The organism is Anabaena lutea FACHB-196 (genome assembly GCF_014698305.1).
Classification (GTDB): Bacteria; Cyanobacteriota; Cyanobacteriia; order Cyanobacteriales; family Nostocaceae; genus Anabaena; species Anabaena lutea.
This window is the reverse complement of record NZ_JACJST010000017.1, coordinates 31,612-54,688: the sequence shown is the minus strand read 5'-3', so window position 1 is coordinate 54,688 and position 23,077 is coordinate 31,612. Positions and strand designations below refer to the sequence as shown.

Annotated in this window: 22 protein-coding genes and 1 pseudogene; 7 read left to right on the top strand and 16 right to left on the bottom strand. The window is 41.7% G+C overall.

Annotation, left to right across the window (positions count from 1 at the left end):
- Window positions 1–143 precede the first annotated feature (143 nt).
- The 3 genes from H6G59_RS17955 (at window position 144) to H6G59_RS17945 (ending at window position 4,817) form a co-directional block, all read left to right on the top strand.
- Window positions 144–1,955, top strand: coding sequence for an ABC transporter ATP-binding protein (locus H6G59_RS17955; RefSeq protein ID WP_190716774.1), 1,812 nt, complete (start codon window positions 144–146; stop codon window positions 1,953–1,955).
- Between the two features lie 200 nt (window positions 1,956–2,155).
- Complete coding sequence (locus H6G59_RS17950; RefSeq protein ID WP_190716772.1) at window positions 2,156–3,478, top strand: efflux RND transporter periplasmic adaptor subunit; 1,323 nt, start codon at window positions 2,156–2,158, stop codon at window positions 3,476–3,478.
- Window positions 3,479–3,611: 133 nt separating this feature from the next.
- Window positions 3,612–4,817, top strand: coding sequence for an ABC transporter permease (locus tag H6G59_RS17945; RefSeq protein ID WP_190716770.1), 1,206 nt, complete (start codon window positions 3,612–3,614; stop codon window positions 4,815–4,817).
- Window positions 4,818–5,600: 783 nt separating this feature from the next.
- On the opposite strand, the gene H6G59_RS17940 is transcribed toward H6G59_RS17945, so the two are convergent.
- From H6G59_RS17940 to H6G59_RS17870, 16 genes and pseudogenes are all read right to left on the bottom strand, one after another.
- Window positions 5,601–5,933 (bottom strand): P-II family nitrogen regulator, encoded by a 333-nt coding sequence (locus H6G59_RS17940; protein WP_190716768.1) that lies wholly within the window; start codon window positions 5,931–5,933, stop codon window positions 5,601–5,603.
- Window positions 5,934–6,030: 97 nt separating this feature from the next.
- Entirely contained in the window at window positions 6,031–7,140 is a 1,110-nt protein-coding gene (locus H6G59_RS17935) for a sodium-dependent bicarbonate transport family permease (protein ID WP_190716766.1), read from the bottom strand.
- Between the two features lie 1,049 nt (window positions 7,141–8,189).
- Window positions 8,190–9,032, bottom strand: coding sequence for a nitrate ABC transporter ATP-binding protein (locus H6G59_RS17930; RefSeq protein WP_190716764.1), 843 nt, complete (start codon window positions 9,030–9,032; stop codon window positions 8,190–8,192).
- A 115-nt stretch (window positions 9,033–9,147) separates the two neighbouring features.
- Window positions 9,148–11,151 carry an ABC transporter ATP-binding/substrate-binding protein gene (locus H6G59_RS17925; RefSeq protein ID WP_190716762.1) on the bottom strand — a complete coding sequence of 668 codons (2,004 nt, stop codon included), beginning with the start codon at window positions 11,149–11,151 and terminating at the stop codon, window positions 9,148–9,150.
- Window positions 11,152–11,234: 83 nt separating this feature from the next.
- Window positions 11,235–12,074 (bottom strand): nitrate ABC transporter permease, encoded by an 840-nt coding sequence (gene ntrB / locus H6G59_RS17920; RefSeq protein WP_190716760.1) that lies wholly within the window; start codon window positions 12,072–12,074, stop codon window positions 11,235–11,237.
- Between the two features lie 33 nt (window positions 12,075–12,107).
- Window positions 12,108–13,484, bottom strand: coding sequence for a CmpA/NrtA family ABC transporter substrate-binding protein (locus tag H6G59_RS17915; RefSeq protein WP_190716758.1), 1,377 nt, complete (start codon window positions 13,482–13,484; stop codon window positions 12,108–12,110).
- A gap of 675 nt (window positions 13,485–14,159) precedes the next feature.
- Window positions 14,160–14,249 (bottom strand): annotated as a pseudogene (locus H6G59_RS27390) (bacitracin ABC transporter ATP-binding protein); the annotation flags it as partial.
- Between the two features lie 209 nt (window positions 14,250–14,458).
- Window positions 14,459–17,329, bottom strand: a complete 2,871-nt coding sequence (locus H6G59_RS17910; RefSeq protein ID WP_190716756.1) for a glycerol-3-phosphate acyltransferase — start codon at window positions 17,327–17,329, stop codon at window positions 14,459–14,461.
- 31 nt (window positions 17,330–17,360) lie between these two features.
- Complete coding sequence (locus H6G59_RS17905) at window positions 17,361–18,542, bottom strand: IS110 family transposase (RefSeq protein ID WP_190716753.1); 1,182 nt, start codon at window positions 18,540–18,542, stop codon at window positions 17,361–17,363.
- 237 nt (window positions 18,543–18,779) lie between these two features.
- Window positions 18,780–19,199, bottom strand: a complete 420-nt coding sequence (locus tag H6G59_RS17900; RefSeq protein WP_190716751.1) for a hypothetical protein — start codon at window positions 19,197–19,199, stop codon at window positions 18,780–18,782.
- Window positions 19,200–19,212: 13 nt separating this feature from the next.
- Complete coding sequence (locus tag H6G59_RS17895; RefSeq protein ID WP_190716750.1) at window positions 19,213–19,488, bottom strand: hypothetical protein; 276 nt, start codon at window positions 19,486–19,488, stop codon at window positions 19,213–19,215.
- Between the two features lie 6 nt (window positions 19,489–19,494).
- Window positions 19,495–19,779, bottom strand: coding sequence for a hypothetical protein (locus H6G59_RS17890; protein WP_190716747.1), 285 nt, complete (start codon window positions 19,777–19,779; stop codon window positions 19,495–19,497).
- Window positions 19,779–20,093, bottom strand: a complete 315-nt coding sequence (locus H6G59_RS17885; RefSeq protein WP_190716746.1) for a hypothetical protein — start codon at window positions 20,091–20,093, stop codon at window positions 19,779–19,781. The genes H6G59_RS17890 and H6G59_RS17885 overlap by 1 nt, the downstream gene beginning before the upstream one ends.
- On the bottom strand, window positions 20,090–20,320 hold the full coding sequence (locus H6G59_RS17880) for a hypothetical protein (protein ID WP_190716743.1): 231 nt from the start codon (window positions 20,318–20,320) through the stop codon (window positions 20,090–20,092). Before H6G59_RS17880 ends, H6G59_RS17885 begins: the two co-directional genes overlap by 4 nt.
- Complete coding sequence (locus tag H6G59_RS17875; protein WP_190716742.1) at window positions 20,286–20,477, bottom strand: hypothetical protein; 192 nt, start codon at window positions 20,475–20,477, stop codon at window positions 20,286–20,288. Before H6G59_RS17875 ends, H6G59_RS17880 begins: the two co-directional genes overlap by 35 nt.
- Before the next feature lie 550 nt (window positions 20,478–21,027).
- On the bottom strand, window positions 21,028–21,204 hold the full coding sequence (locus tag H6G59_RS17870; protein ID WP_190716740.1) for a hypothetical protein: 177 nt from the start codon (window positions 21,202–21,204) through the stop codon (window positions 21,028–21,030).
- A gap of 272 nt (window positions 21,205–21,476) precedes the next feature.
- Between H6G59_RS17870 and H6G59_RS17865 the strand changes: the two genes are divergently transcribed.
- From H6G59_RS17865 to H6G59_RS17850, 4 genes are all read left to right on the top strand, one after another.
- Window positions 21,477–21,803, top strand: coding sequence for a hypothetical protein (locus H6G59_RS17865; RefSeq protein WP_190716738.1), 327 nt, complete (start codon window positions 21,477–21,479; stop codon window positions 21,801–21,803).
- Between the two features lie 118 nt (window positions 21,804–21,921).
- Window positions 21,922–22,221 carry a hypothetical protein gene (locus H6G59_RS17860; protein ID WP_190716877.1) on the top strand — a complete coding sequence of 100 codons (300 nt, stop codon included), beginning with the start codon at window positions 21,922–21,924 and terminating at the stop codon, window positions 22,219–22,221.
- A gap of 19 nt (window positions 22,222–22,240) precedes the next feature.
- Window positions 22,241–22,906, top strand: a complete 666-nt coding sequence (locus H6G59_RS17855) for a hypothetical protein (RefSeq protein WP_190716736.1) — start codon at window positions 22,241–22,243, stop codon at window positions 22,904–22,906.
- Complete coding sequence (locus H6G59_RS17850) at window positions 22,899–23,075, top strand: hypothetical protein (protein WP_190716734.1); 177 nt, start codon at window positions 22,899–22,901, stop codon at window positions 23,073–23,075. The genes H6G59_RS17855 and H6G59_RS17850 overlap by 8 nt, the downstream gene beginning before the upstream one ends.
- The last annotated feature ends 2 nt before the right edge of the window (window positions 23,076–23,077 follow it).

Below are 23,077 nucleotides of genomic sequence, written 5' to 3'. Positions count from 1 at the left end.
GAGAGAGAATTTTGATGCCTGAATATTTTACTCTTGAGAAATAGACTCTTATAGAGTGAGAAACCCGGCTATTAGTCAGAAAATATCAAATCTTTTGAAATCGGACAATAATCTAACATTTTATAAAAAATAAGGTTTAATTAATGAGCGATTTAAGAGTTTGGTTTGAAGACTATACTAGAGCTTTATTTCGTTCTTTGCCCTTATTATGGACAGCAGCACCTCAAGAAATGGTCTTTTTGATTGCTGTGACTTTATTACAAGGGTTTCTTCCTGCTATCAGTGTTTGGATTACCAAACTAGTAGTAGATACTGTAGCAACAGCTTTGACATCTGGTAGAGCATTAGACGATTCAATGTTGTGGCCTTTAGTAGCAGCATGGGTGGGAGCTTTGTTATTAGAAACGCTTCTCTATCCTTGGATATTCGCCCTTCAAGGAAATCTCAATGACAAGTTAACGGCTCACATTAGCTTATTATTAATGCGGAAAGCCGATACTTTTTCCGACCTGAGTCGTTTTGAAGATGCTGAGTTTTATGATGAGCTACAACTTCTCCAACAACAAGTTAGCTATAAACCGTTAAACTTACTGGAGAATTTGGTGGAATTAGGTCGATCTTTGGTGACTTTAATCGTCATAGTCGGGCTACTAATTCCCCTAGCGGTTTGGATACCACTAGTGATTGCGATCGCAACTATACCCCAGATAGTGGTTTCTTCCCAATATGGCAGGGCTATTTGGCTAACTTTATTTGAGAACAGTCCTCAAGCTCGAAGAATGGAGTATTACACTACAGTGATGCTCACTGACACCTATGCCAAAGAAATCCGGTTATTTCAGCTAGGTGCGTTTTTTATGGGGCTTTACGGACAAGCTTTTCAATCATTACATCAATCTATGCGTCATCTGCGGGGCAAACAAGCATTTTGGTCATCTAGTTTAGCTATTCTGAGTACATTAGGAAACGGATTTTCTTTCTATTGGGTAGTCAAGCAAGCTTTTAGAGGACAGTTAAGCCCAGGAAATGTCCTTTTATTCGTACAATCATTAACTTACTTCCAGAATAATTTAGAAAGATTTGTGACTCATTGGCTGGATCTGTTTGAAAATGTGATTTATATGCAGCAGTTTTTCAATTTTCTCGATAGCCCCACCCCAATGGTATTAAACATACCTGGAGAGAAAATCCCCACTCCGATTCGTTCAGGTATTACTTTTGAGAAAGTTGATTTTCACTACCCAGATGGTAGATTAGCACTCAAGGATATTTCTTTTACCCTTTATCCAGGACAAACAGTAGCCATAGTTGGCGAAAATGGCGCGGGGAAAACTACTTTAGTCAAGCTATTAACGAGGCTCTATGACCCCACCACAGGACGGATTATCGTTGATGGTATAGACCTCAGAGATTTGAATTTAGAACAGTGGCGACAGCAAATTGCGGGGGTTTTCCAAGATTTTGGCCACTATGCGCTCACAGTAGGGGAAAATATCGCCTTAGGGAACCTAGCCGCCCTAGAACATCGAGAGATTCTCAGATATGCGGTAGAAAAAGCCGATATCGTCAAACTAGTTGATGATTTTCCCAGTGGGGAAGATACACAATTGGGTAAACAGTTTGGTGGTACAGAACTTTCTGGAGGACAGTGGCAAAAGTTAGCTCTAGCTCGTGCTTTTGTCCGTAAACAAGCTCAATTACTACTTCTGGATGAGCCTACCGCAGCCCTTGACCCCCGCAGCGAGTGTGATTTTTACCTTCGCTTTATTGAACTAGCTGAAGGCAAAACTACCATCCTGATTACCCACAGATTAGCCTCAGTGCGAATGGCTGACCGCATTTTAGTCCTTAAAGATGGTCATTTAATTGAAGATGGCACTCACCAAGAACTTTTACAACTGGGAGGTGAATATACATCTCTGTGGAATATGCAGGTAGAACAGTATGGGGTTTAGCATTGGTGTCAACTTAAGCAACCGCCAGGGAATGAATTCCCTGTCTTATAGCTCAAGTCCGTTAAAACGGACTAATAAATTTTCCTAGTGTTTAGTCATCTTTAGATGACTTACGCTATTAGCAAGGAACTTGAGTTCCTTGCGAGATGGGGGTTTTTCGTTAAGTAGACACCAATGGGGGTGTAGGACACTCATCAGCCATGAACATCAAAAATCCGATTCCTTGGCTAATCGGGCTGACTGTATTTAGTTTATCTGGAATGGGTATTGCTTACTTCAGCCATTGGTATCAAGCCGGCAAAGATGATATTACAGATTTGACAGTCCCTGTCACTACCAGCAATTTAAACATTAAAATCAAAACCAATGGAGTCGTGCAACCAGTCCGCAAAATTAATATCGGACCGAGAGAAGCAGGTCGAATTGCTAAACTCTATATAGATGAAGGCAGTTCTGTCCAAAAAGGAAAATTGCTGGCAGAAATGGAGCGTCAAGCCTTTCAAGCCCAGGTGAATCAGTATCAAGCACTATTATTGAAGGCAAAAGCCGATTTAGAAGAAAAGCGTAAGGGTTATAGACCAGAAGAAATTGCGATCGCTCAAGCTGATGTAAATAAATACACAGCCCAAGTGCGGGAAGCTCAATCTCGCTTGTCATTAGCCACTCAACGAGTCAAGCGCAGGGAATATCCTGTATCTCAAGGGGCAATATCCCGTGATGATTTAGATGCTGCTTTGAACGAAGAACAAAGCGCCAAGGATAACTTACAACAAGCTAAATTTAGTCTGATATCGGCTCAACAACAACTGAAAAAACTACTTTCTGGCTATCCTCCTGAAGAAATTACTAAGGCCGCTGCTGAGGTAGCTCAAGCAACTGCCCAATTGCAATTTTACGAAAATCAGCTAGAAAATACTTTCATTCGCGCCCCTTTCTCTGGCTTAATTACACGGCGTTTTGCTCAAGAAGGCGACTTTGTAACACCAAATACTTCTGTTTCTACTAATGAAGGGGGTACTAGTGCCTCCATTGCTGAATTAGCGAGTGGGTTAGAGATAGAAGCTAAAGTTCCCGAAGTGAATATGGCACAGATTCAGCAAAATCAGCCTGTAGAAATTCGGCTTGATGCTTTTCCTGAGCAAGTTTTTCAAGGCCGAGTTCGCTTGATTGCTCCTAGAGGAGTTAAGGAAGAAAATGTCACATTTGTGCGGGTGAAAGTAGCTTTACTAACAGGTCAAAATCAACTCAAGGTAGGGCTAAATGTCAAGTTAACTTTTCTGGTAAATGAAATTCGCAATGCTTTGGTAATTCCTTCGGCTGCGGTGGTTTCTGGCAAGGGAGGGCAGGTGGGTGTACTGTTACCAGACAAAGATAATCAAGCAAAATTTCATCCCATACAGGTAGGAATTACCTCTGGTGATAAAACGCAAATTTTGGGCGGACTTTCTGAAGGTGAACGAGTTTTTATTCAACCACCAGCTAATCAATTAATTGATGGTATTGATCGTCCTATGGGATCTTAATGCAAGGAGTCAGGAGACGCTTCGCAGACCTATGGCTTACGCCACGCTGCGCTATCGGTTCAGGAGTCAGGAGGAATAAGAAATAAGGAAAGAAAAATAAAGAAGGAAATTTCTCTTTTTATGATTTTGAATTATGAATTTATTAGAAAGTGTGAACATGGCTTTTGCAACTATTTCTGCTAATAAACTTCGTAGCGGACTAACTATGCTGGGAATAATTATTGGCAATGCTTCTGTTATTAGTATGATTGGTATTGGACAAGGCGCACAGAATCTTGTGTTGGGTAAACTTGAGGCGTTTGGAGCAAATCAACTCACGGTATATAGTAATTTTGAAGATGAGGAGGGGATGAAATTTCCTGATGCTCAATTGGTGTTATCAGACGCAGAAGCAATTAAAACACAAGTTCCTAGTGTTAGCCAAGTTGCTCCTGTAGATGAGCAGAAAATGTCAATTAGCTTTAAAAATAAATTAACATCCACAACTGTTAGAGGCACTACATCTGATTTGCTTGCTGTCCAGAATCTTACTCTTGCTACTGGCAGAATGTTTAATCAAACACAACAGCAACAACAGGCTCAAGTCACTGTTTTAGGTGCAGAAACTAGCCGGAAGTTGTTCGGCGATGATAATCCTGTGGGGCAAGAAGTGATGATTAATAATATATCGTTTCAAGTTATTGGCTTGTTGCAATCAAAAGGTGCATTTGCTGGGGATAATTTAGATCAAACGGTCATTGTTCCACTCACAACATTTGCTAATAGGTTAGTTGGCAGGAGATCAATATCTGATATTCCTCTCAGTTACATTTTAGTAACGGCAAAAAATAGAGAGAGTATTCGTGCCGCAGGTTTTCAAATTACTAATGTCCTTTCTCGACTGCATGGTAAAAAAGATATAGCTGTTTTCGCTAATAAAAAGTTTCAAGAATTAGTGGTGCAAGTGACTAGTATTTTATCGTTATTATTAGCCTTGATTGCTGCCATTTCTTTGTTAGTAGGTGGAATTGGCATTATGAATATTATGTTAGTTTCTGTGACTGAACGCACTCAAGAAATTGGTTTACGCAAGGCTGTTGGCGCAACTCAGAATGATATTTTAGCGCAGTTTTTGATTGAGGCAATTATTTTATCTCTTTCTGGTTGTTTACTGGGAATAATTTTAGGAGTTGGGGGAACTCTACCGTTAGCATTTTTCACGCCTTTGACTCCTCAATTTCCTCTATATGCGATCGCTGTCGCTGTGGGTATATCTGGTAGTATAGGCTTGATTTTTGGTGTATTTCCAGCCCGACAAGCTGCTATGTTAGACCCAATTGTCGCTCTTAGAAGTGCGTAATTATTGAGTTTTTTATTGTCTGATAGCGTAGCGTGGCGTAGCCATATCAGGATTTACAGGATTTGAAGATTTACAGGATTTTGTATTCATTAATTTTTTTATCCTGTTTATCCTTGAATCCTGGGCATCCTGATTCAGACACTTTCATTTTCACAGCTTGATTAAAAATTTCTCAGATTGCTAATATTTACAGCAGATTGCAGATCAATGAGGTACAGAATCTAAATTGAAACCTAGACACCAAACCATTTTTACTCCTGAACCGGAGGTCTGCGAAGCGTCTCCTGAACCGATAGCGCAGCGTGGCGTAAGCCATAGGTCTGCGAAGCGTCTCCTGACGGATGTATTCTGCTGTATTTCCATAGGTTGGGGAGCCATCGCCTTGGATGGGTTTCCCGGCTGAGGGCGAATGGCGTTTGACATCAGGAAACCCAACATTATTAAACTTGATTATGAATATTTTTGTTGGGTTGCGCTGTCGCTTAACCCAACCTACATTACTATAGTGATAATAATTACAGCATTTTATATCAACTATGAATAAAACCGTAATTACCAGAGTCACCACTAGATGATCTGCGGACACAACTAAAAATTGATTAGTGAAAGAAATATTTAAAAAAGATATAGGCGAACTAATTAACTAATTAATGTTCGCCCAAACTATACTAACCTACATCATGATGAGCGAAACGGTTAAACAAGAAATCTAAATCATAGTTCCGCAATTGATAATATTGAGGCTCTTTTATGATCTCAGATCCCCGACTTGTTAGATTCGATTCAACAGCCGTCTGGCCCACAGAAATGTCTTCCGTACAGTACCTCTGCTTCACAGATATAGATAATGCCCGCATAATCGGTGAAAAACTTTATTGCGACCTGATCCGCAATCTTCTCGGCCATCTCCCGATTTTCAGTGAGTACCTCGAACTTTACATTTGAATCGGTGTCGGCAGTGTTGGGTTTACCCGTAGAGCGCACGTTGCGACTGCCTTTACCGCCAGTATCCACCACCGTATAACCGGTCGCCCCGCATTCATCAATGATCTTGGCGACCTTTTTCATCAGAACCTTTTCCGTGACGATGACGAGCTTGTTGGCACGCTTGGCCATGTTGCTTACCTCCTTACTTAGGTAAATTGATATTATATACTGAGTTGCTTAGTCTGCCTGGTCAAGGGAGCGCCGACAGACCCCGACCCGTCTGGAATTAGCCGCCGATCGCCTGGGCAAGCCCGATAAAGAATGGTATACACACGCCAATCGCAATTGGCGTACCGATGGCTGTGGACGCGCCTATATATGCCGATGGATTGGCCGAAGGGATACCTGCTCGCAATGTAGGAGGACCGGAGATATCTGAACTAGAGGAAGCGATGACAGCCAGTACCACGACACCGCCCATGCTGAAGTTCATTGTGTAGTGGGCAATCATGCCGAGACCGAAGGCGATCAACCCGTGTATAAACGGTGCTATCACACTATAGACAACATACCATTGAGCCACCTTACGCAGTTCGCCAATTCTTGACCAAGCCTCCATCCCCATGACCAGCATCAAGATCGAAAGCAAGCCGCGAAAGGCAGGATCGTAGAAGCTTTTATAGACACTTTCCGGCTGGGTGAACAGTCCAAGAGCCATTCCTAACAACATTGCCGATAAGGCAGGACCCCGGAGGCTTTCCTCGATGATCGGCCATATCTTGACCCGATTATCACCAGGGTCTTTGTGCTGGCTGAGATACTCCTGCCTGGTGCTGGGATAATCACCAGCCGCAACGGGCTGCTTGCTGTAAGACTCCTGCATGGCAGATTCGCCTGCTTCTTTAAGCTTCTTCTTGTTGAGGTAAATATTCGCCACAACAATCGCAGTTACGAGCGCGGGGATATCCATAAAGGGATAGAGTGCGCCAGTCCATGCTTCAAATGGAATTTTTTGTTCTTCCAGTACCGTCAGTCCGGCGGCCATGGTAGAACCACTCACGGCTCCAAACAACCCCCCAGTAGCGATCGCATCCACAGTTCTGACCTTAGGCAGCTTGGCCAATGTATAGCGGGCGATGAATACAACCGCAATACCTGTGACTACAGCAAACAAGGCGGGTAAAATCATGTCCGCTAGGTTGGAATTACGAATCGCAATTCCACCGGTCAGACCGATTTTGGTCAGCAGCATGAAGACGATGATCGTACAAATTGACTCTGGAATTACCAATTCGCTACCAAGGGCAGCAATGATCATCCCACCAATCAAAAAGGCCAGTGTTGGGGACTGCAACTGGGCAATAAAGTCCGTGATAAATAAGGACACAAAATCCACGAATACCTCCTTGTGTCTCCTCTGATGAGGAGTATTGAATGAATGAACTAAATGAACTAAAGAAAGTAAGAGTGAGGCTCTTCACCCCTACAGCACAGGTTTTAAATGATGTGGGTTGAAGAAGGAATTTTTACCGCAGACTAAAATTACAAGCATTTAGCCACATCAAAAAACCTATTTTCAACTGCCAAAAACTTTGTTGCTAATAATGCAACTATGATTATTTGGTAACAATAAACTTTGGTAACAATTAAAAATTTAGTTACCTAGTTTATTGTTAGTTGAAAATATTAATGTTGGCTAATTTCTGTTGATGGAATTTCCAGAAGTTGGGCTGTCAAAATAAAAAGTAAAGAGTGTTTATTAACAGCCTTTGCAGTTTTATGTTGCGGTAAACTATATACTAATGTTGATCTAAATATCTGATTTCAACATTTAAGTTTTATTAAAATTTGTTTGTCAAAGTACATCTGTCAATACTCCTCAAGTAGTGCTTAACTGTTTTCCAGGTACAAAAAACAGCAAGTATAAAATATCTTGCTGATTTGTGATTATGTTTGACAACTTACATGAACTGTGAATTAAGGTTCTACTCAAGGAGTAATCTTAGTTACCTTAAAACACAATCATGCAAAACTATCTACCCAATACTGTTCGGTTAAGGATTTTCGTAGGTTGGGTTGAACAAAGTGAAACCCAACAAACCCTTGTCAATGTTGGGTAACAAGAACGTCAGCCCAACCTACATGGTTGAATTTTTTGAGCTTAACCGAAAAGTATTGACTATCTACCCAGTTTTATTTGTTGCAGTTGAAACCGGGAATCAACTGTTTCATTACAAATAGCATACAGCCTTTAGGTCTAAAAAATTAACCCAAAGACTCAATTATTAAATAAATATTATATACCTCATATAAAGAAAAGCTTATATGTCAGCTCAAAATTGGCTGTTTTTGTCAATGTATAATTTGTTTTCTATGAAAACTATTATTTTTTCACTGGGTAATAGTAATAGGGAAGAGGCGAATTAAACTTCGCCTTTTTTTAAATTAACCGACATCATCATGGGCAAAACGGTTAAACAAGAAATCTAACGCATAATTCCGCAGTTGATAATATTGGGGATCTTCCATAATGAGGGCGCGATCGCGTGGACGAGAAAAAGGAATTTCCATCACTTCCCCAATTTTGGCATGAGGTCCATTGGTCATCATTACCAACTTATCAGCCAAAAATAGTGCCTCATCAATATCATGGGTAATCATCAAAACTGTACAACGATTATCACCCCAAATTTTCAGCAATTCCTCTTGCAATTCTTCTTTGGTAATTGCATCTAATGCACCAAAAGGTTCATCTAAAATCAACACTTTTGGACGAATAGCCAAAGCACGGGCAATAGAAACCCGCTGTCTCATTCCCCCAGACATTTGCATGGGTTTCTTTTCCATTGCGTCACCTAAACCCACCATTGCCAAATGTTCTCTAACAATAGAACGTTTTTCGGCTTCTGGCTTGGTGGGGTAAACAGCATTTACAGCTAAATAGATATTTTCAAAAGCAGTTCTCCAAGGTAATAAGGCATAGTTTTGGAAAACCACCATTCTGTCTGGGCCAGGCTTAGTAATTGGTTCTCCTTCTAACAGCACTTGTCCAGTGGTGGGAAAGTTAAAACCAGAAACCATATTTAGCAACGTCGATTTACCGCAACCAGAGTGGCCGATAACGCAAAGAAATTCACCTTGTTCAACATTGAGGTTAACACCATCAAGGACGGTAAATGGTCCTTTTTTGGTGGGATAGACTTTGGAAACGTCCTTAATTTCTAGGAAAGGCTGCCGGCTGATTGTGCTGGTAGCGGTGTTGGTAGTTCTCAAGTTACGGTTTTGCATGGTGGGAGGAATATGAGTTTAAACGCAGAGGGGAGGCAGCCGCGTGGGTGGGTTTCCCGACTTGAGCGGACTGCCGTCGCGCAGAGGTTAGCGCAGAGGTACGCGGAGATGTTTATTAAGCTGCTGTTCTTCTGGGGGTATCTAAAACGACTTCGGCAATGGAGAAGTCGCGTTTAATTTCTAAATCGTTAAGATAGCTAATGGGGTCATCGGCATTGAAGGGTTTACCATCAAATAATTGGATTGGTTGACGGGTGTAACTAATATCTAAACCTAGTTCTCTGGCTGCTGTACTGAAAACACGCACTCGACAAACTCGTTCGACAATTTCTACCCAATTTCTGGGGAAGGGAGTGTCACCCCAACGCGCTAATTGAGTCATAATCCAAATTTGTTCGGTGCGACTGGGGCGGTTAATGGCAGACTCAGAATAAAATTGGTGATGAGCATATTCCCGCATGGGATGATCTAAGTCACAGCTTGCACCATTGACATCTTCAATTTGGATATAGTCAATATCTGTGCTGACATATTCCCGACTTGCTAAAATTTGGCGAACTTCTTGGGCGTTTGCAGGATCTGCACAATATTGGCAAGCTTCTAGTAAGGCTTTGGTTAAGGCAATATGGGTATTAGGATAAGTTTCTGCCCAATCTTCTCGCACACCCAAAACTTTACCTGGGTGTCCTAACCAAACTTCTAAATCTGTGGCAATGGTAAAGCCTGAACCTTCAACTGCTGCGCGATAATTCCAAGGTTCACCAACACAATAACCGTCAATGGTTGCGCCTTTTAAGTCTACTACCATCTGGGCAGGGGGAATATTTTTCATAGCCACATCAATGTCGGGGTCAATCCCACCTGCTGCTAACCAATAACGTAGCAGTAAGTTGTGCATTGATGCTGGATGAACTACGCCCATTCGGTGTTGTTGTTCGCGGGTTTGGAGAAGGTAATTTTTGAAGTCGGATAAACTGTGTACACCTTGATCATAAAAGCGTTTAGCTAAGGTGATGGCGTTGCCGTTGCGGGTCATGGTTAGGGACGTGACAACGGGTAAGGGTTCGTTTTTATTGCCTCCCAAACTTAACCACATTGGCATTCCTGATGGCATTTGTGCGGCATCTAAATAACCGCCTGTCATCCCATCCACAATTCCTCGCCAACTGCTTTCCCGAACTAAATTAACTTCATCTAAGCCATGTTTGATGAAAAAGCCTTTTTCTTTGGCTATAGCTAATGGGGCGCAAGCGGTGAGGGGTAAGAAGCCAATGTCTAAATTAACTTTTTCTAAACCATGTCGGACAATAGCAGTGGTTTTCCGCGCCCGAATTTTCTTGATGCGTTTTTGTTGGTTGAGGAAGTAAATCATTTCACTCCGCAAGGTGTAGTAACTGGGATGTTTTACTACTTCCATGCGTTTGCGAGGACGAGGAATATCAACTTCTAAAATGTCACCAATTTTCGATTCGGGGCCGTTGGTTAACATGACGATTCTGTCAGATAACAACACGGCTTCGTCTACGTCGTGTGTCACCATGACTGCGGTGACTTCGTTTTCTTCGCAGATTTGCATGAGTTGTTCTTGCAAGTTACCACGAGTGAGTGCGTCTAAAGCACCGAAAGGTTCGTCTAATAGTAATAGTTTAGGACGAATTGCCAAAGCGCGTGCGATCGCTACCCGTTGTTTTTGTCCACCCGATAACATTCCCGGTTGCTTGTCTGCATGGGGACGCAAACCCACCATATCTATATGTTTTTCGATTATGGCTTTGCGTTCTGCTGCCGGCATCCCATTTAAGACTGAATCTACCGCTAAGGCGATATTTTCTCTAACAGTTCGCCAAGGTAAGAGAGAATAGTTTTGAAATACTACCATTCGATCTGGCCCTGGTTTTTTAATCCTTTGCCCTTCTAAAGTCACTAAACCTTCTGTTGGTAAATCTAACCCAGCTATCATGTTTAAAAGAGTGGATTTACCGCAACCAGAGTGACCAATTAAAGAAACAAATTCGCCTTTTTTAATTTGGAGGTCAATACCTTTGAGAGCAATATATTGACCGCCACCAGTTAATTCAAAAACTTTATCAATTTGATCAACGCCAACAAATACAGACATATTATTTGGTAATGGGTGATTGGTGATTGGTAATTAGGAGTAAAAGTTTTTTAATTACGAACTACGAATTACGAATTAAATCCCTATTTTTGTTCTGTGGGGAGAATCCAGTTTTGTAGCGCTGCCATAAGTTTATCTAGGATTAGACCAACAACACCGATATAAACTAGAGCCAAAATAACTTCACTAACGTTGTTATTTTGATAAGCATCCCAGATGAAAAAGCCAATTCCCACAATACCGGACATCACGATTTCTGCGGCGATAATCGCTAACCAAGCTAAACCAATGGCAATTCTCAAACCTGTGAAAATGTAGGGTAATGCTGAAGGAATGAGAATGTTAAAAAAGTATTCTTTGCGGCTGAGTTGCAGAACTTTAGCAACGTTGTTGTAATCTTGGGGAATTTGAGTTACACCTACAGCAGTATTAATGAGAATCGGCCAAATTGCGGTGATGAAAATCACAAATAATGCTGCTGGTTCGTTTTGGCGTAAAGCTGCTAAGGAAATAGGAACCCAAGCCAAAGGCGGTACAGTTCTGAGTAACTGAAACAAAGGATCTAAAGCCTTGGACATGGTTTTATTGACACCAATCAAAACTCCCAAGCCAATACCGACAACTGCCGCTAATGTATAGCTAATAGCAACCCGTTGTAAACTAGCCCAGATTTGCCAAAACAGTCCTTTATCAGTGCCACCTTTATCATAGAATGGATACAAAATTAAGATCCAAGTGTCTTGAATAACTTTGATTGGGCCTGGTAGTGTAGCACCTGGAGTCCAAGAAAATAATTGCCAAATAGCTAAAAAGATAACTAATGCAATAGCTGGAGGGACAAGTTCAGGAAATTGCTTTTGCAAACTTGATAAAAAGCTGTTATCAAATTTAGGAGTTGTGGAACGTTTTTGGGCTACTGTCATGAATTTTTCCTCAATTTTGTTAATGATTAATGACTAAATACTGGCTTTCTTTATTTTCAGACTTTTGAGATATTCTTCTGGCTTCTCAGGGTCGAATTTAACGCCATCAAAGAATGTTTCTACTCCACGAGATGTACTGGTGGGGATGTCAGCAGCAGGTATTCCTAATTCTTTAGCGGCTTCTTTCCAAATATCTTCGCGGTTAACTTTTTTGATTAATTCTTTGGCTTTGGCTGCACCATTAGCAATATAATCTTTGGGCAAGAATCCCCAACGCACATTTTCTGTGATGAACCATAAATCATGACTTTGGTAAGGATAAGAAACACTACCTTTTTCATCTTTCCAGTAATAAGCAGCCATTGATTTATCATCAATTTTGCGACCATCACCCATGTCATATTTACCTTGATATGGGTCGTTAAGAACCTCTGGTGAAGATAAGCCAAAATACTTTTTAGCAGATAGAATTTGCGCTGCTTCTTTACGATTGTCAAAGTTATCTAACCATTGCTGGGCTTCCATGATGCCTTTGAGTAGGGCTTTTGTGGCTTTGGGATGTTGGTCAACCCAATCTCCTCTCATGGCAAAATATTCTTCTGGGTGATTTTTCCAAATTTCGGCGGTTAATGCGGCCATGAAGCCAATTTTGTCGTTAACGAGGCGAAATGGCCAAGGGTCGCCAGTGCTGAAAGCATCCATTGTGCCGGTTTTCATGTTAGCGACGGTTTGCGCCGCTGGTACTGTCAGCAATTTGACATCTGCATCTGGGTCAATTCCACTTGCTGCTAACCAGTAACGAATCCATAAGTCTTGGTTAACATGGGGGAAGGTAAAGGCAGCGGTGAAGGGTGTGGAGGATTTGAGTTGGGCTAATAAGGGTTTAGCAGTATCGAGTTTTAAGCTAATACCTTTTCCTAGATGTTTGTTGGCGATCGCAATTCCGTTACCATGTGTAATTAACTGCGCCAAGACATACATGGGAATTGGTTGATTCCCTTTGGTAATTTTTCCTTCTGTAATTAAGTGTGGCATGGGCATTTGCCATTGACCACCATCAATACCACCACCAGCGGAACCAATTTCTACGTTATCTCTTGCTGAACCCCAAGAAGCTTGTTTAGAAAGTTCTACTTCGGACATTCCATATTTAGCAAAGAATCCTTTTTCTAAAGCAATAATTAATGGTGCAGATTCAACAATGGGAATATATCCCAGTTTGGCTTTTGTTGTTTCTGGTTTTTGTTCTGGGCTAATGTTAGCTGCTACTGGTTGAACAGCAGGTTGTGTAGAATTACCAACAGTTTCAGGTGGATTTCCTAAACAACCTTTGAGTAATACTGCACCTGCTGAAACTCCTGCTGTAACAATGAATTTACGGCGAGAAACTTGATTAAAGAATTCTGTCATAACATCTCCTTAAATCACCATTTAAATTTTTTACACATGAAAATTAAGGCAAAGAAATAAATAAATAATGTCTTTGCTTTGCTATTGAAATTTCCAGCTATATCTAGGTATTAAAAATCAACCATTCTCGCAGAAAATGGTTAATTTGTATACTTGGTGACAAACGTGGTTTAATTTCTTAACTTGGTGTGATTAATGGGTATCACTCAGCTAGTGAAAACTAGTTTACAGTCTTTCGGATGAAAGTGATCAATTCTCAACTCTAATTATTAAATAAATATTATATTGGACATATAAGTAAAAACTTATGTCTTTGCCTTAAATCTGTGCAAAGTCTCTAATATATATCTAAAAATCTATGATTACCATAACAGGGTATAGGGAACAGGGAACAAGGTTAAAAGTGTTATAGGTAATTAATGATATGAATCATAGGATTTAACATCTAATTAATTTTGGATTGTTCTACTGTGTTGAAAGTGCTATAGATAATTATTGATATGAATCATAAGATTTAACATCTAATTAATTTTGTTTAATTTTGTTCGCGCAGCGTGCTGTAGGCTCTATTTGGAATTGTTCTTTGGCTAAACTGTTTTATTACAAATGGCATTAGGCGTGTTCAAGTGTTGAGATCCGCGAATTTTTAGAAAAGTCAGGGATCTCAACACTTAACTAACCGACATCATCATAGGCAAAGCGGTTAAACAAGAAGTTTAAGGCATAGTTACGGAGTTGGTAATATTGAGGATCTTCCATTATCTTTTAAAGTAGTTCTTCTCTAGCTCAGGAATTATAGATGGTTCTGCTAGTTGAATTCTATCCACCCATTGATAGGTCTGTAAACTCACTTCATCTTTCTCTGGAAAGATGCTTGTAAACTCCAATAGAACAAATTTGTCCGCTCAAGCCAAAATACAGACGTAAGAAAATTGGAGGTTGGGTTCAGCCAGAGCGCCACCCAACACAAGTTTTTACGCTAAAAATTCCTGTAGTTCCACAATACCTTTAGATCCATCAATCTTGACTTGTTGACCGTCTTGGAGTAAATATGTAGCACCGCGTACATCCATGACTGCGGGTATACCGTATTCACGGGCGACGATTGCACCATGAGAAAGTTTACCGCCGGCTTCAGCAATTACTCCTCCAGCCCTGACTAAGAAAGGGGCCCAGCCAGAGTCTGTGTAGGGGACGACGAGAATTGTACCCTTGTTAATTTCACCGACTTCTTGTAAATTTCGCAACACCTTTACTCGTCCTTCGGCTTGTCCTTGACTGGCGGGAATGCCGAGTAGGATGTTGTCAGAAGTATCAATAGGAGAGGCGATGGGGTGGGGAGGATTGTTGCCATAAACTAGAGGAGGGATTTCGATAATCTGGCTATGTTCCAGAAATTGCGATCGCCGATTTTGCAATAATTCCGGTAACTGATTCCTCAGCACTACATCGGCATTTGCTGCTAAACGCCGTATTTCCCCCAATTTCAAAAAGAAGATATCTCCTGTTTGTGGCAATAAACCGGTTTGCAGCCAAATCTTTTCTAAAGCCAAAAAAGTCCAGCGCAGTTCGGCTAACAAGCGAGAATAAACTTCTGTGACTCGTCCTTTGAGATCCACGCGTCTTTGCACAAAACCTTCAGGGCGCTTTCTAGACTCATCTTGATTTGGGAGTTCATTTCCCTGCATCAACTGGACAAACAATTGTTTGACTAACTGCGGCTGTTCTCGCCAGGTGGGAACGGAAATATCAGTCCCGACTTCGCTTAAATAACCATAGTCTTCTAGGAGTTCTTCAAAGTCGTACAAAATCTTTTCCCCTTCTGGGGTTTGCGCCAACTGTTCAAAAACGCTCTCCGGCTCAAACTCCGGGAGAATTTCTTTGGCATCTGCGGCTAAGATGTGGAGCGATCGCAATGATGCGACTTCTGGAGTAATACTATGATCAATTTGCTCCTCTTTCACCCCGGAAATTGCTTGACGGATGGCAGCACTCAAAGGGGATAAAATGCTGTAATAAGTACCTTGGTTGAGTAAATCTAGAATTAAGTCCACTCTGACTAACAACTGAGATGGCGTTAATTCCTCAATTAGTTCATTCGCCAACTTTGTCAACCCAGGAATGAAGCGTCGCCGATAATCCCGCTTAAATTCTTTTTCTAAACTGATTTCCCGTTGGAATAACTTTGTTAATCCTGGCAAGTTTTCCCAAGTAGAAGCAAGGGGAGGTTTACTCATTTTTGCGCCTCTGGTTAAAAAATCCAGACTTTCTGGCGGTAAACCCATTTCTAGGAAAATCTCTCCTAAAAAAGTAGCATTAAAGTAGGCTCTAGAATAGTGCAACGTTGCCATGTTGGTAAAATCCAACTCACGCACGCTATCGCCCAGTACTAAAGTAAAAAGTTCTCCCCACATTCCACAGGTTAAGGGTAAATTAATCGACCAAGTTAAGGGGTGAATCACTCCGGGAATCACTTCGGCGGCGATTTTCCTGGTCCAAATCGGTAAGAGAGTCGTAATCGGGCGTGATTGCAATACCCAGATAGTTTGCCCATCGTAACTCCATTCGACATCTTGGGGAATGCCATAATAACGGTTTTCTAATCGGCGGGCTAAGTATGCTACTTGCTTAATTAATGCTGGGGGAATTTTCCCTTCACCCTCAAATTGGAGACAAGATAATTTTTCTTCACCGACGATAAACACCCGATATTGTTCTGGGGTAATTTTTCCAGAAACGACTTGCACAGGGCTACCAGAGAGGGCTTCAATGACGACAGCATCACCTTGTTGGGCCATGGGATCACGGCTGAAAGCCACACCGGAGAATACACTCTGGACTTGGGGTTGAATGAGTACCGCCATTGCGGCATCTTTGGCACCGAGATCACGCCGATATTGGACAGCGCTGGGATGATGATAAGAAGCTTGGACTTGTGCGATCGCTTCCAGTAAACCTTGTTGGCTGGTAACATTCAATATTGTTTCGTATTGTCCAGCGGCTGAGGCTTGTGCTGAGTCTTCCCCAATGGCTGAGGAACGCACTACGAAGGGTGACAATGCCGATGGTTGCAGAAAATCAATCAATAGGGCAGGATCATCAAAGGGGGATAAAATCCATCCTTTTGGCACTGGATAACCCCAGCGTTTAATTTGAGATAATGTGGCTGCCTTGGCTCCAAATATGGCTGCATCCAATTCATCATCTAGAGTGACAATCCCTTGTTCACTACCGCTTAAATATTCCATCATCGCTTGGGCTTGGGTTTCGGCTTCTTCGACTGATAAGTCCATGTCATCGGGAATTTGTTTATAAATCCAGCCGAGTAACCCTGCTAATCCAAACGCTGCCACGATTCTGGGGAAATCTTCAGCGTGCATGAGTGCCACCAATAGGGGAAATAGCACCAATACCCCATATTTGATTGTCTGTCTAGAACGCAGAATTATAAAGCCAATGACTGCTACTAAACTGACAAATCCTGCTACCAGGGGATCATGCATCAAAAATCCCCAAGCAACGTTTGTTGTTCCTGCACCTTTTCCTAAAGAATATCTACCTATCACTAAAGCAATTAAAGCTATCAATTCCCAAAACGAGCCGCTGGGAAAGAAAGCACGAGCAATTAATACCGCTGCTATTCCTTTCAAAGCTTCTGACATCACTGCCAGAATACCCACTAGTTTGCCACCGTGATAGAAAGCTGCGGAGACACTAATATTACCTGTACCGATTTGTGCCAATCGCTTACCCTTGAGTACATAGGTAATCCAGGCAATTATGGGCATTGCCCCTACGAGGGGACAAGCAATTAAAATAACTAAGACACCCCAAAGCTGAAACATCTATTTTTGATTATGAATTTTAGACCTATCTTCAGTCTAAGAAACTGACTAATTTTTTAAACAAAAGCTTAACAGCTTTTACCGCTACCCTGCTTCTTGCTAATGCAACTGGCCTGCCAGAGGCTTTTTCCTGATCAAGCCACCGCCCCAGGTCTTGAGTTACTGGATTGCTGCGGCGGCGGGCGGGTTCTATCGCGCCAAACACCCACTGCCAGATCGCTTTTCTGCAAATGGAGCTACCACCGGATACTTTATTTTTAGAGATATCACCAGATGACTCTTGGGTGGGGGCATAGCCTAAAGCTTTTTGAAATTTCCTCAAGCTTAGATAACGTTTGGTAGGTTTTCCAGAAATTCTGCCCTTGCGGATTTTCACCACTGGTCTACCGTCTTCCCCTAAAAAGTTTTCCAGTGGGAAAATCTGGGAGATAATAACAGCCTGTAAGCGATCGCCAAAATTGAACTCTTGAAATGCTTGTATATATTTTTCAAATCTAGCATCCTTCAGCAACACAGCCAACTCGTCCTCTATCAATTGTTCCTCGCGCTGCAAGCTACAAATGCGCTGCGCGTGAAATTTTACTGAGTCGTTCAATCCCAAGCCGGCTGTCTTTGAGTAGCGCAGATCATATTTTTTTGACTCACGCTCACCAGCTAACCAACCCCAGAGTAACGGAACTTTTCCAGAAACACCGCGCTTAGATGTTACTAAGGCGACCTCTGGAAACTGCCAAGCTAAATCTTGTCTGGCGCGGTTGATGATTGGTGATTGAACCTTATTGAGATGATTTAGTCTAAGCACCAATTCCCTAATCCTGGAAACCACAGGGTCTAAAACTCGAACAAATCGAGAGCGATCGCTACAGTAATCAAAGTAATAACAGGCTATGGCCAGTGAATCAGCATCATCATCTTTGTCGGGTAGTCCCAGATGGTTTTCGCGGTAACGTCTCAGTTCTTTGTGACCAACTAGCCTAATTTCCACCCCGGCGCGGGCTAAAAGTTGAGTCCAAAATTTAGAGTAATTGACCCCGGTGGGTTCAAGTACAGCCACATCTGGTTTAAGTGCCAAAAGCCCAGATATCCCAGCTTGATTGTTCTGGAAGTGGTAAAACTTGCAGTCATAATAAAATTCCCTAACATCACTCGGTTTGCTTTCAAGTAAGCAGCACGAAACCGATGATTTAGAGACATCTAAACCAACTATTCTCATATAATTTGTAAGGGGGTGTGAACTAATTACGCTTAAGAATCACCCAAAGGCCATAACAGCCTAATTCAGTCTCAAAGCAGCAAAAGTAACCAAGCTTACGAAGATAAAAAAGCCAAAGCTTAATTCCATCTCAAAGCCTTAAGTTACTTTGCTGGTTGCAAGATTGGTTTGGACCCAATCCGCGACACACCGAGGGGTGTGTTTCGGCTGCTGGGTCAAGCAGCCATCATCAGGCGGTTATATATAGTCATCATCATCGTCATCCTCATCCTGGTAGCAGTCCTCCTCCTCTTCAACCACTTCAACTTCAACAGTCATCTCACCACTTGCTGCTTTGAGAAGTCGTTCAAACTGAGGCATAGATGGGGCTTTGGGGTTGATACCTTGAGAACGTAAAAACTCTGCGGTTGCATCCCATTCTGCGCGAAGTTTTTTCAGTTTGTCTTCAAGTTCTATGACTTCGTTGCGTAATTCGTATCTTTCGCTGTAATAAGTTTGGTAGGTTTTACCCACTTGCTTTGCTGCTTTTTCTCTTAACTCTGTAACGACTTGTTCAATGGTTTCACCTGGTTCTAATTCAGCGGTAAAACCAATTCTTTCTCTACCGCCATTGCCAGTGGGAATTGTGAAATGAGTGTGAATTAATTTGATGTTCATGATTTATGTGAAATTAAAGAGTATTATTGATTGGGGTGCTGCTTGATTCGTCTTCATAGGTGTCTAAGATAGTTTGAACATGAGAGTCAACTTCTTCTTGGGTGAATTTTTCAGCTAATTTTCTTGACTCCACGCCGACACCAACAATGATTTGATCAACTGGCTTACCAGCAACGAGAGATACATAATTAGCTAGGCTGGCTACTGCTAAATTTGATGCTAAAATATTTCGCTTACTAACGAGCAAATACTGTTCATCAAATGGTTTTATCGATTGGGATGAAGTCATGTTTGTTTACTGAAAATTAGTTTTGATCACCTGTGAACAATCCGCTTTTTCGCCTGCAATAATACTATCTAGGATTACTTCGGAGATTTTCTCATCACTTAGTTCGCTTGCTTCGGCAATAGCGATTTGAGCAAAACTATTTAAAATTTGCTCATAATTAGCTTCGGACATCTTCAATTTATCACCCAGGAACTGAGCCATGAGTGACATGGTGAATTGATTAACAAACAATGCGCGTTTGTGTATCAAAACATAATCCTCACTATAGGGAACCAAGGATTTTTTAGACATCAAAAAAGCCCCCCTTCGGATACATCTTCACGTGCGTTCAAAAAATCTTCAACATCAGATTCTTTGGCGGTTTGCTTAAGCAGTTCGCGCTGCTCACCTTTTAGTACCCGCAGTTCCTGACGAAGTGAGTTGATTTCTTGCCTGATTGCTTCTGATTGATCTTCTCTCAGTTTGTACTCAACAGTTGTCATGAGACGGGATGCTTCAACCAACGGGTCATCATGTTCCTCAATTTCGTAAGTCATCTCTAGGTGCTTACTTTCGTAGTTACCTAAATTCAAGATACGCTTGTAAGTGATAGTTTTAATTGTCATAGTTCTCCACGTAATTTATTAACAGCTTGCTCGATTTCTAAATCCCTTTTAAGACCAATAGCCGCATACTTGAGCGCTTGAAATCTTGTCAATGAATTCATCCGGTTGACTTTAGGTATGATTGATTCTAGGATTAGCGCTTGTTCTGCATCTGGCTCAAAGCGGACACCTCTTTCTAAGCCGATGATGTAATCAGCTAGGGCTAATAGTTGAGTTTTGGTCAGCATCAAAAGCTACCTCATAAAATCCATTGTTGTTGTTTTCAAGTAGTCGGGCATAGGCACAAGCATCATCACGTCTGCGAAATCTCGCAACGCAGACATTAAAAAGTGAAGCCTCTTTGCGAAATACACACCAAGGGCTAAGAGTATTACGGTAGTTCATAGGTAGATGGTAAATAATGCCGACAGCTACACTCTGTCGGCGTTTACAGAAGACAGTTGTAATTACACGAAATTAATTTTATTTGCGTCTAGGCATCATTAGTCATTGGTCATTAGTCATTGGTCATTAGTCATTGGATATTAGGTGCTTCATTTAGCAGTAAAACAGCGATAGATAGACTCTTCTCGTATTCTGGTTCATCAATACCATTCTTTACGTTATTGATAAGTCCAGACACAATTACGTATACTTGCCACTGTCTTAGGGACGGGTACTTGCACCTGATTTTGTCAATGAGTTCGCCTACGTAAGTGTTTAGATTATCAAAAGCAATTTCATCCGTAGGACTAGATATGATTCCAAACATCCGCGACTGCTTTAGTAACGGATATTCGGGACTAGTTTCGTTAATTAGGTCGCTCACGCAATTAGTTAAACCATCAAGGGAATTTCAATCATGAGTGATTGGTAGTTGGTGATTAGTGATGAGGCAATTTCCTCATCACTAATAAGTCATCAGGTCAGGAACACATCAAGAATCAAGAATTAGTTATTCGTCACCTTCATCAGATTCATCTTCAGATTTGATGACTAAAATTGCGTGACCGTTTTCTTCTTTGACTTCGATGGCATGGTAATAGATGCCGTCAGTATCTTCTACTTGAACAGTTGCGCTGTCTTGGAACTGTTCGAGTTTCGCTGTTAGCTCTTGAACTGTTAATGTCATGGTTTTTTGTTGGTTGTTGTTATGTTGACTGAACATTAAACGAGAGAAAATATCACCGCGCTGTCAACTCGTGAGCAGCGCCTATGTCTCCGGTGATTGCAGTTTGTCCACGCGAGGTCTAGGCGTGGGTGCTTGCTCCATGTGGTATTCCCCCGATGTGGGGTGGGAGCGAAGTTTATCCAAGAACAATCCTAATAGGATAGTAGACAAAAGTCAAGTATCCTATTAGGATATTCTGTAGAAGATTTTGGTATCTTATATAGGAAAGCAGCATGAGGGAAATTGGTGAAAAAAGCGAAGCACCGCGAAAACGGCGAACTCAAGAAGAACGTAGGGATAGCACTTACGGACACGGCTATAGTGGGGCTGGATTCGATGGCCACAGCGATGGGTGTCAGTCGCTCCCACTTAATCGAGATGATAGGCAGACGGGAGATACCAATAAACCCGGCGGATACGCAATTATTGGGGGAATCCTGTCTCAGTTGATCACTAAAACTCAAATTCAGATCAACGATGCGGAAAATAATTTATCTGAACTGAGGAATCAACTGAGAGAACTAGAAGAGTTGTCAAAACAGCTTGAATTTAATGATTAAACCGTCCACCTATGCCCACAGGTCAGGACGGTTTTTTAATGCTTATGACTGGCATCACTGAAGGGAAACACTTAAAAGCTACATGATGAATTAATACCACTAACCTTATTAACTCATCATGAGCCATCCAATTCTAATACTGTTACTGGCAATGTTGGCAGGGTCTTTGTATCTCGCTTGGCTAGTTATCGACGCGGGTAAATCAGCACAGCGGCGTTACAGGCGGACTACTAGAAAGAGTCCCAAACGCAAGCAACGGGTTAATTCATCAACGAGAGGCAAGTTGTTGAGGATGGTACAGGGAGATGAGGATTTAGCTTACAGACTAGTCGGACACGTAAAAGCTTCGTTTCCGAATCAATCAGATCAGTGGTGCTGGGAAAAAGCGATTTGGGATTTGGAGCGCGATCGCAATTGACATTCTTGCATTCAAAAATATGACTTGGACAGAAAAACACGACCAATTTTGTTTAAAGAACTCCATCCCACCGGCTGCAAAACTTCTATGGCAGTGGCTAATCAGGGAAGGAGTGGCAGAGGAAGTAGAACCCGACTTATCAGAGTTCAACCACTGGGTAGAGAAACATAGAGGTAAAGGTTATGCCCACAATTACCTCAAACAGATGTTCAACGTCTTAGTAGAAAACCGCGTAATACAGACAATTAAGCAGTACTCATGGAAAGTATTCAAGTTAATAGTTAGACCACTGGAATGGTTGAAACCACGCAAAAAACAAAAGTTACACAATCCTAACTCAACTTACAAAACACCCACCCCAAACCCTACTAATTCCGTTGACCAAGATGTTCAGCAGCAGCATATCTTATCTAATCAACAACTGATGTCTGAAGAGGGTATTCATTTTGACACTGAAGAAACAGAAGTTTTAAACCGTCCCAATTTTGAAATTAAAGCTGCACTGCTCCTGTTTAAACTGCGTGGAGCAACCGAGAAAATTAACAACCCAGAGGGATGGGTAAGGCACTGTTTAAGACGGCGTTATTGGGAACAGCCAAGGAACTACTCAGCCATCTGTCAGCACTTTGGCGGTGCAGTGATGAAAATTGAGGATTACTTTTACCAAGTGCAAAACTATGAATAACCAGAGAGAACTGTTCAAGAATTGGATACGCCAACGCTTTATTACAGAAGCTGAACTTTACAGTATGCCTACAGATTTAGCACTGTGTTGGTGTGAGGTCATGAGAGAGATGTCTGATTTAATGCGTCATGAGATAGTTCCGTTTCGTCGTCCTGGCAGTGGTAGATAATA

What these genes read in the sequence shown, in the direction of transcription:
- ntrB (WP_190716760.1), bottom strand. Translation starts at nt 12,074, where the DNA reads ATGACAGTAGCCCAAAAACGTTCCACAACTCCTAAATTTGATAACAGC.
- H6G59_RS17870 (WP_190716740.1), bottom strand. Translation starts at nt 21,204, where the DNA reads ATGACATTAACAGTTCAAGAGCTAACAGCGAAACTCGAACAGTTCCAA.
- H6G59_RS17910 (WP_190716756.1), bottom strand. Translation starts at nt 17,329, where the DNA reads ATGTTTCAGCTTTGGGGTGTCTTAGTTATTTTAATTGCTTGTCCCCTC.
- H6G59_RS17900 (WP_190716751.1), bottom strand. Translation starts at nt 19,199, where the DNA reads ATGAACATCAAATTAATTCACACTCATTTCACAATTCCCACTGGCAAT.
- H6G59_RS17950 (WP_190716772.1), top strand. Translation starts at nt 2,156, where the DNA reads ATGAACATCAAAAATCCGATTCCTTGGCTAATCGGGCTGACTGTATTT.
- H6G59_RS17915 (WP_190716758.1), bottom strand. Translation starts at nt 13,484, where the DNA reads ATGACAGAATTCTTTAATCAAGTTTCTCGCCGTAAATTCATTGTTACA.
- H6G59_RS17890 (WP_190716747.1), bottom strand. Translation starts at nt 19,779, where the DNA reads ATGTCTAAAAAATCCTTGGTTCCCTATAGTGAGGATTATGTTTTGATA.
- H6G59_RS17940 (WP_190716768.1), bottom strand. Translation starts at nt 5,933, where the DNA reads ATGGCCAAGCGTGCCAACAAGCTCGTCATCGTCACGGAAAAGGTTCTG.
- H6G59_RS17925 (WP_190716762.1), bottom strand. Translation starts at nt 11,151, where the DNA reads ATGTCTGTATTTGTTGGCGTTGATCAAATTGATAAAGTTTTTGAATTA.
- H6G59_RS17945 (WP_190716770.1), top strand. Translation starts at nt 3,612, where the DNA reads ATGAATTTATTAGAAAGTGTGAACATGGCTTTTGCAACTATTTCTGCT.
- H6G59_RS17865 (WP_190716738.1), top strand. Translation starts at nt 21,477, where the DNA reads ATGAGGGAAATTGGTGAAAAAAGCGAAGCACCGCGAAAACGGCGAACT.
- H6G59_RS17895 (WP_190716750.1), bottom strand. Translation starts at nt 19,488, where the DNA reads ATGACTTCATCCCAATCGATAAAACCATTTGATGAACAGTATTTGCTC.
- H6G59_RS17955 (WP_190716774.1), top strand. Translation starts at nt 144, where the DNA reads ATGAGCGATTTAAGAGTTTGGTTTGAAGACTATACTAGAGCTTTATTT.
- H6G59_RS17850 (WP_190716734.1), top strand. Translation starts at nt 22,899, where the DNA reads ATGAATAACCAGAGAGAACTGTTCAAGAATTGGATACGCCAACGCTTT.
- H6G59_RS17855 (WP_190716736.1), top strand. Translation starts at nt 22,241, where the DNA reads ATGACTTGGACAGAAAAACACGACCAATTTTGTTTAAAGAACTCCATC.
- H6G59_RS17880 (WP_190716743.1), bottom strand. Translation starts at nt 20,320, where the DNA reads ATGCTGACCAAAACTCAACTATTAGCCCTAGCTGATTACATCATCGGC.
- H6G59_RS17860 (WP_190716877.1), top strand. Translation starts at nt 21,922, where the DNA reads ATGAGCCATCCAATTCTAATACTGTTACTGGCAATGTTGGCAGGGTCT.
- H6G59_RS17930 (WP_190716764.1), bottom strand. Translation starts at nt 9,032, where the DNA reads ATGCAAAACCGTAACTTGAGAACTACCAACACCGCTACCAGCACAATC.
- H6G59_RS17905 (WP_190716753.1), bottom strand. Translation starts at nt 18,542, where the DNA reads ATGAGAATAGTTGGTTTAGATGTCTCTAAATCATCGGTTTCGTGCTGC.
- H6G59_RS17885 (WP_190716746.1), bottom strand. Translation starts at nt 20,093, where the DNA reads ATGACAATTAAAACTATCACTTACAAGCGTATCTTGAATTTAGGTAAC.
- H6G59_RS17875 (WP_190716742.1), bottom strand. Translation starts at nt 20,477, where the DNA reads ATGAACTACCGTAATACTCTTAGCCCTTGGTGTGTATTTCGCAAAGAG.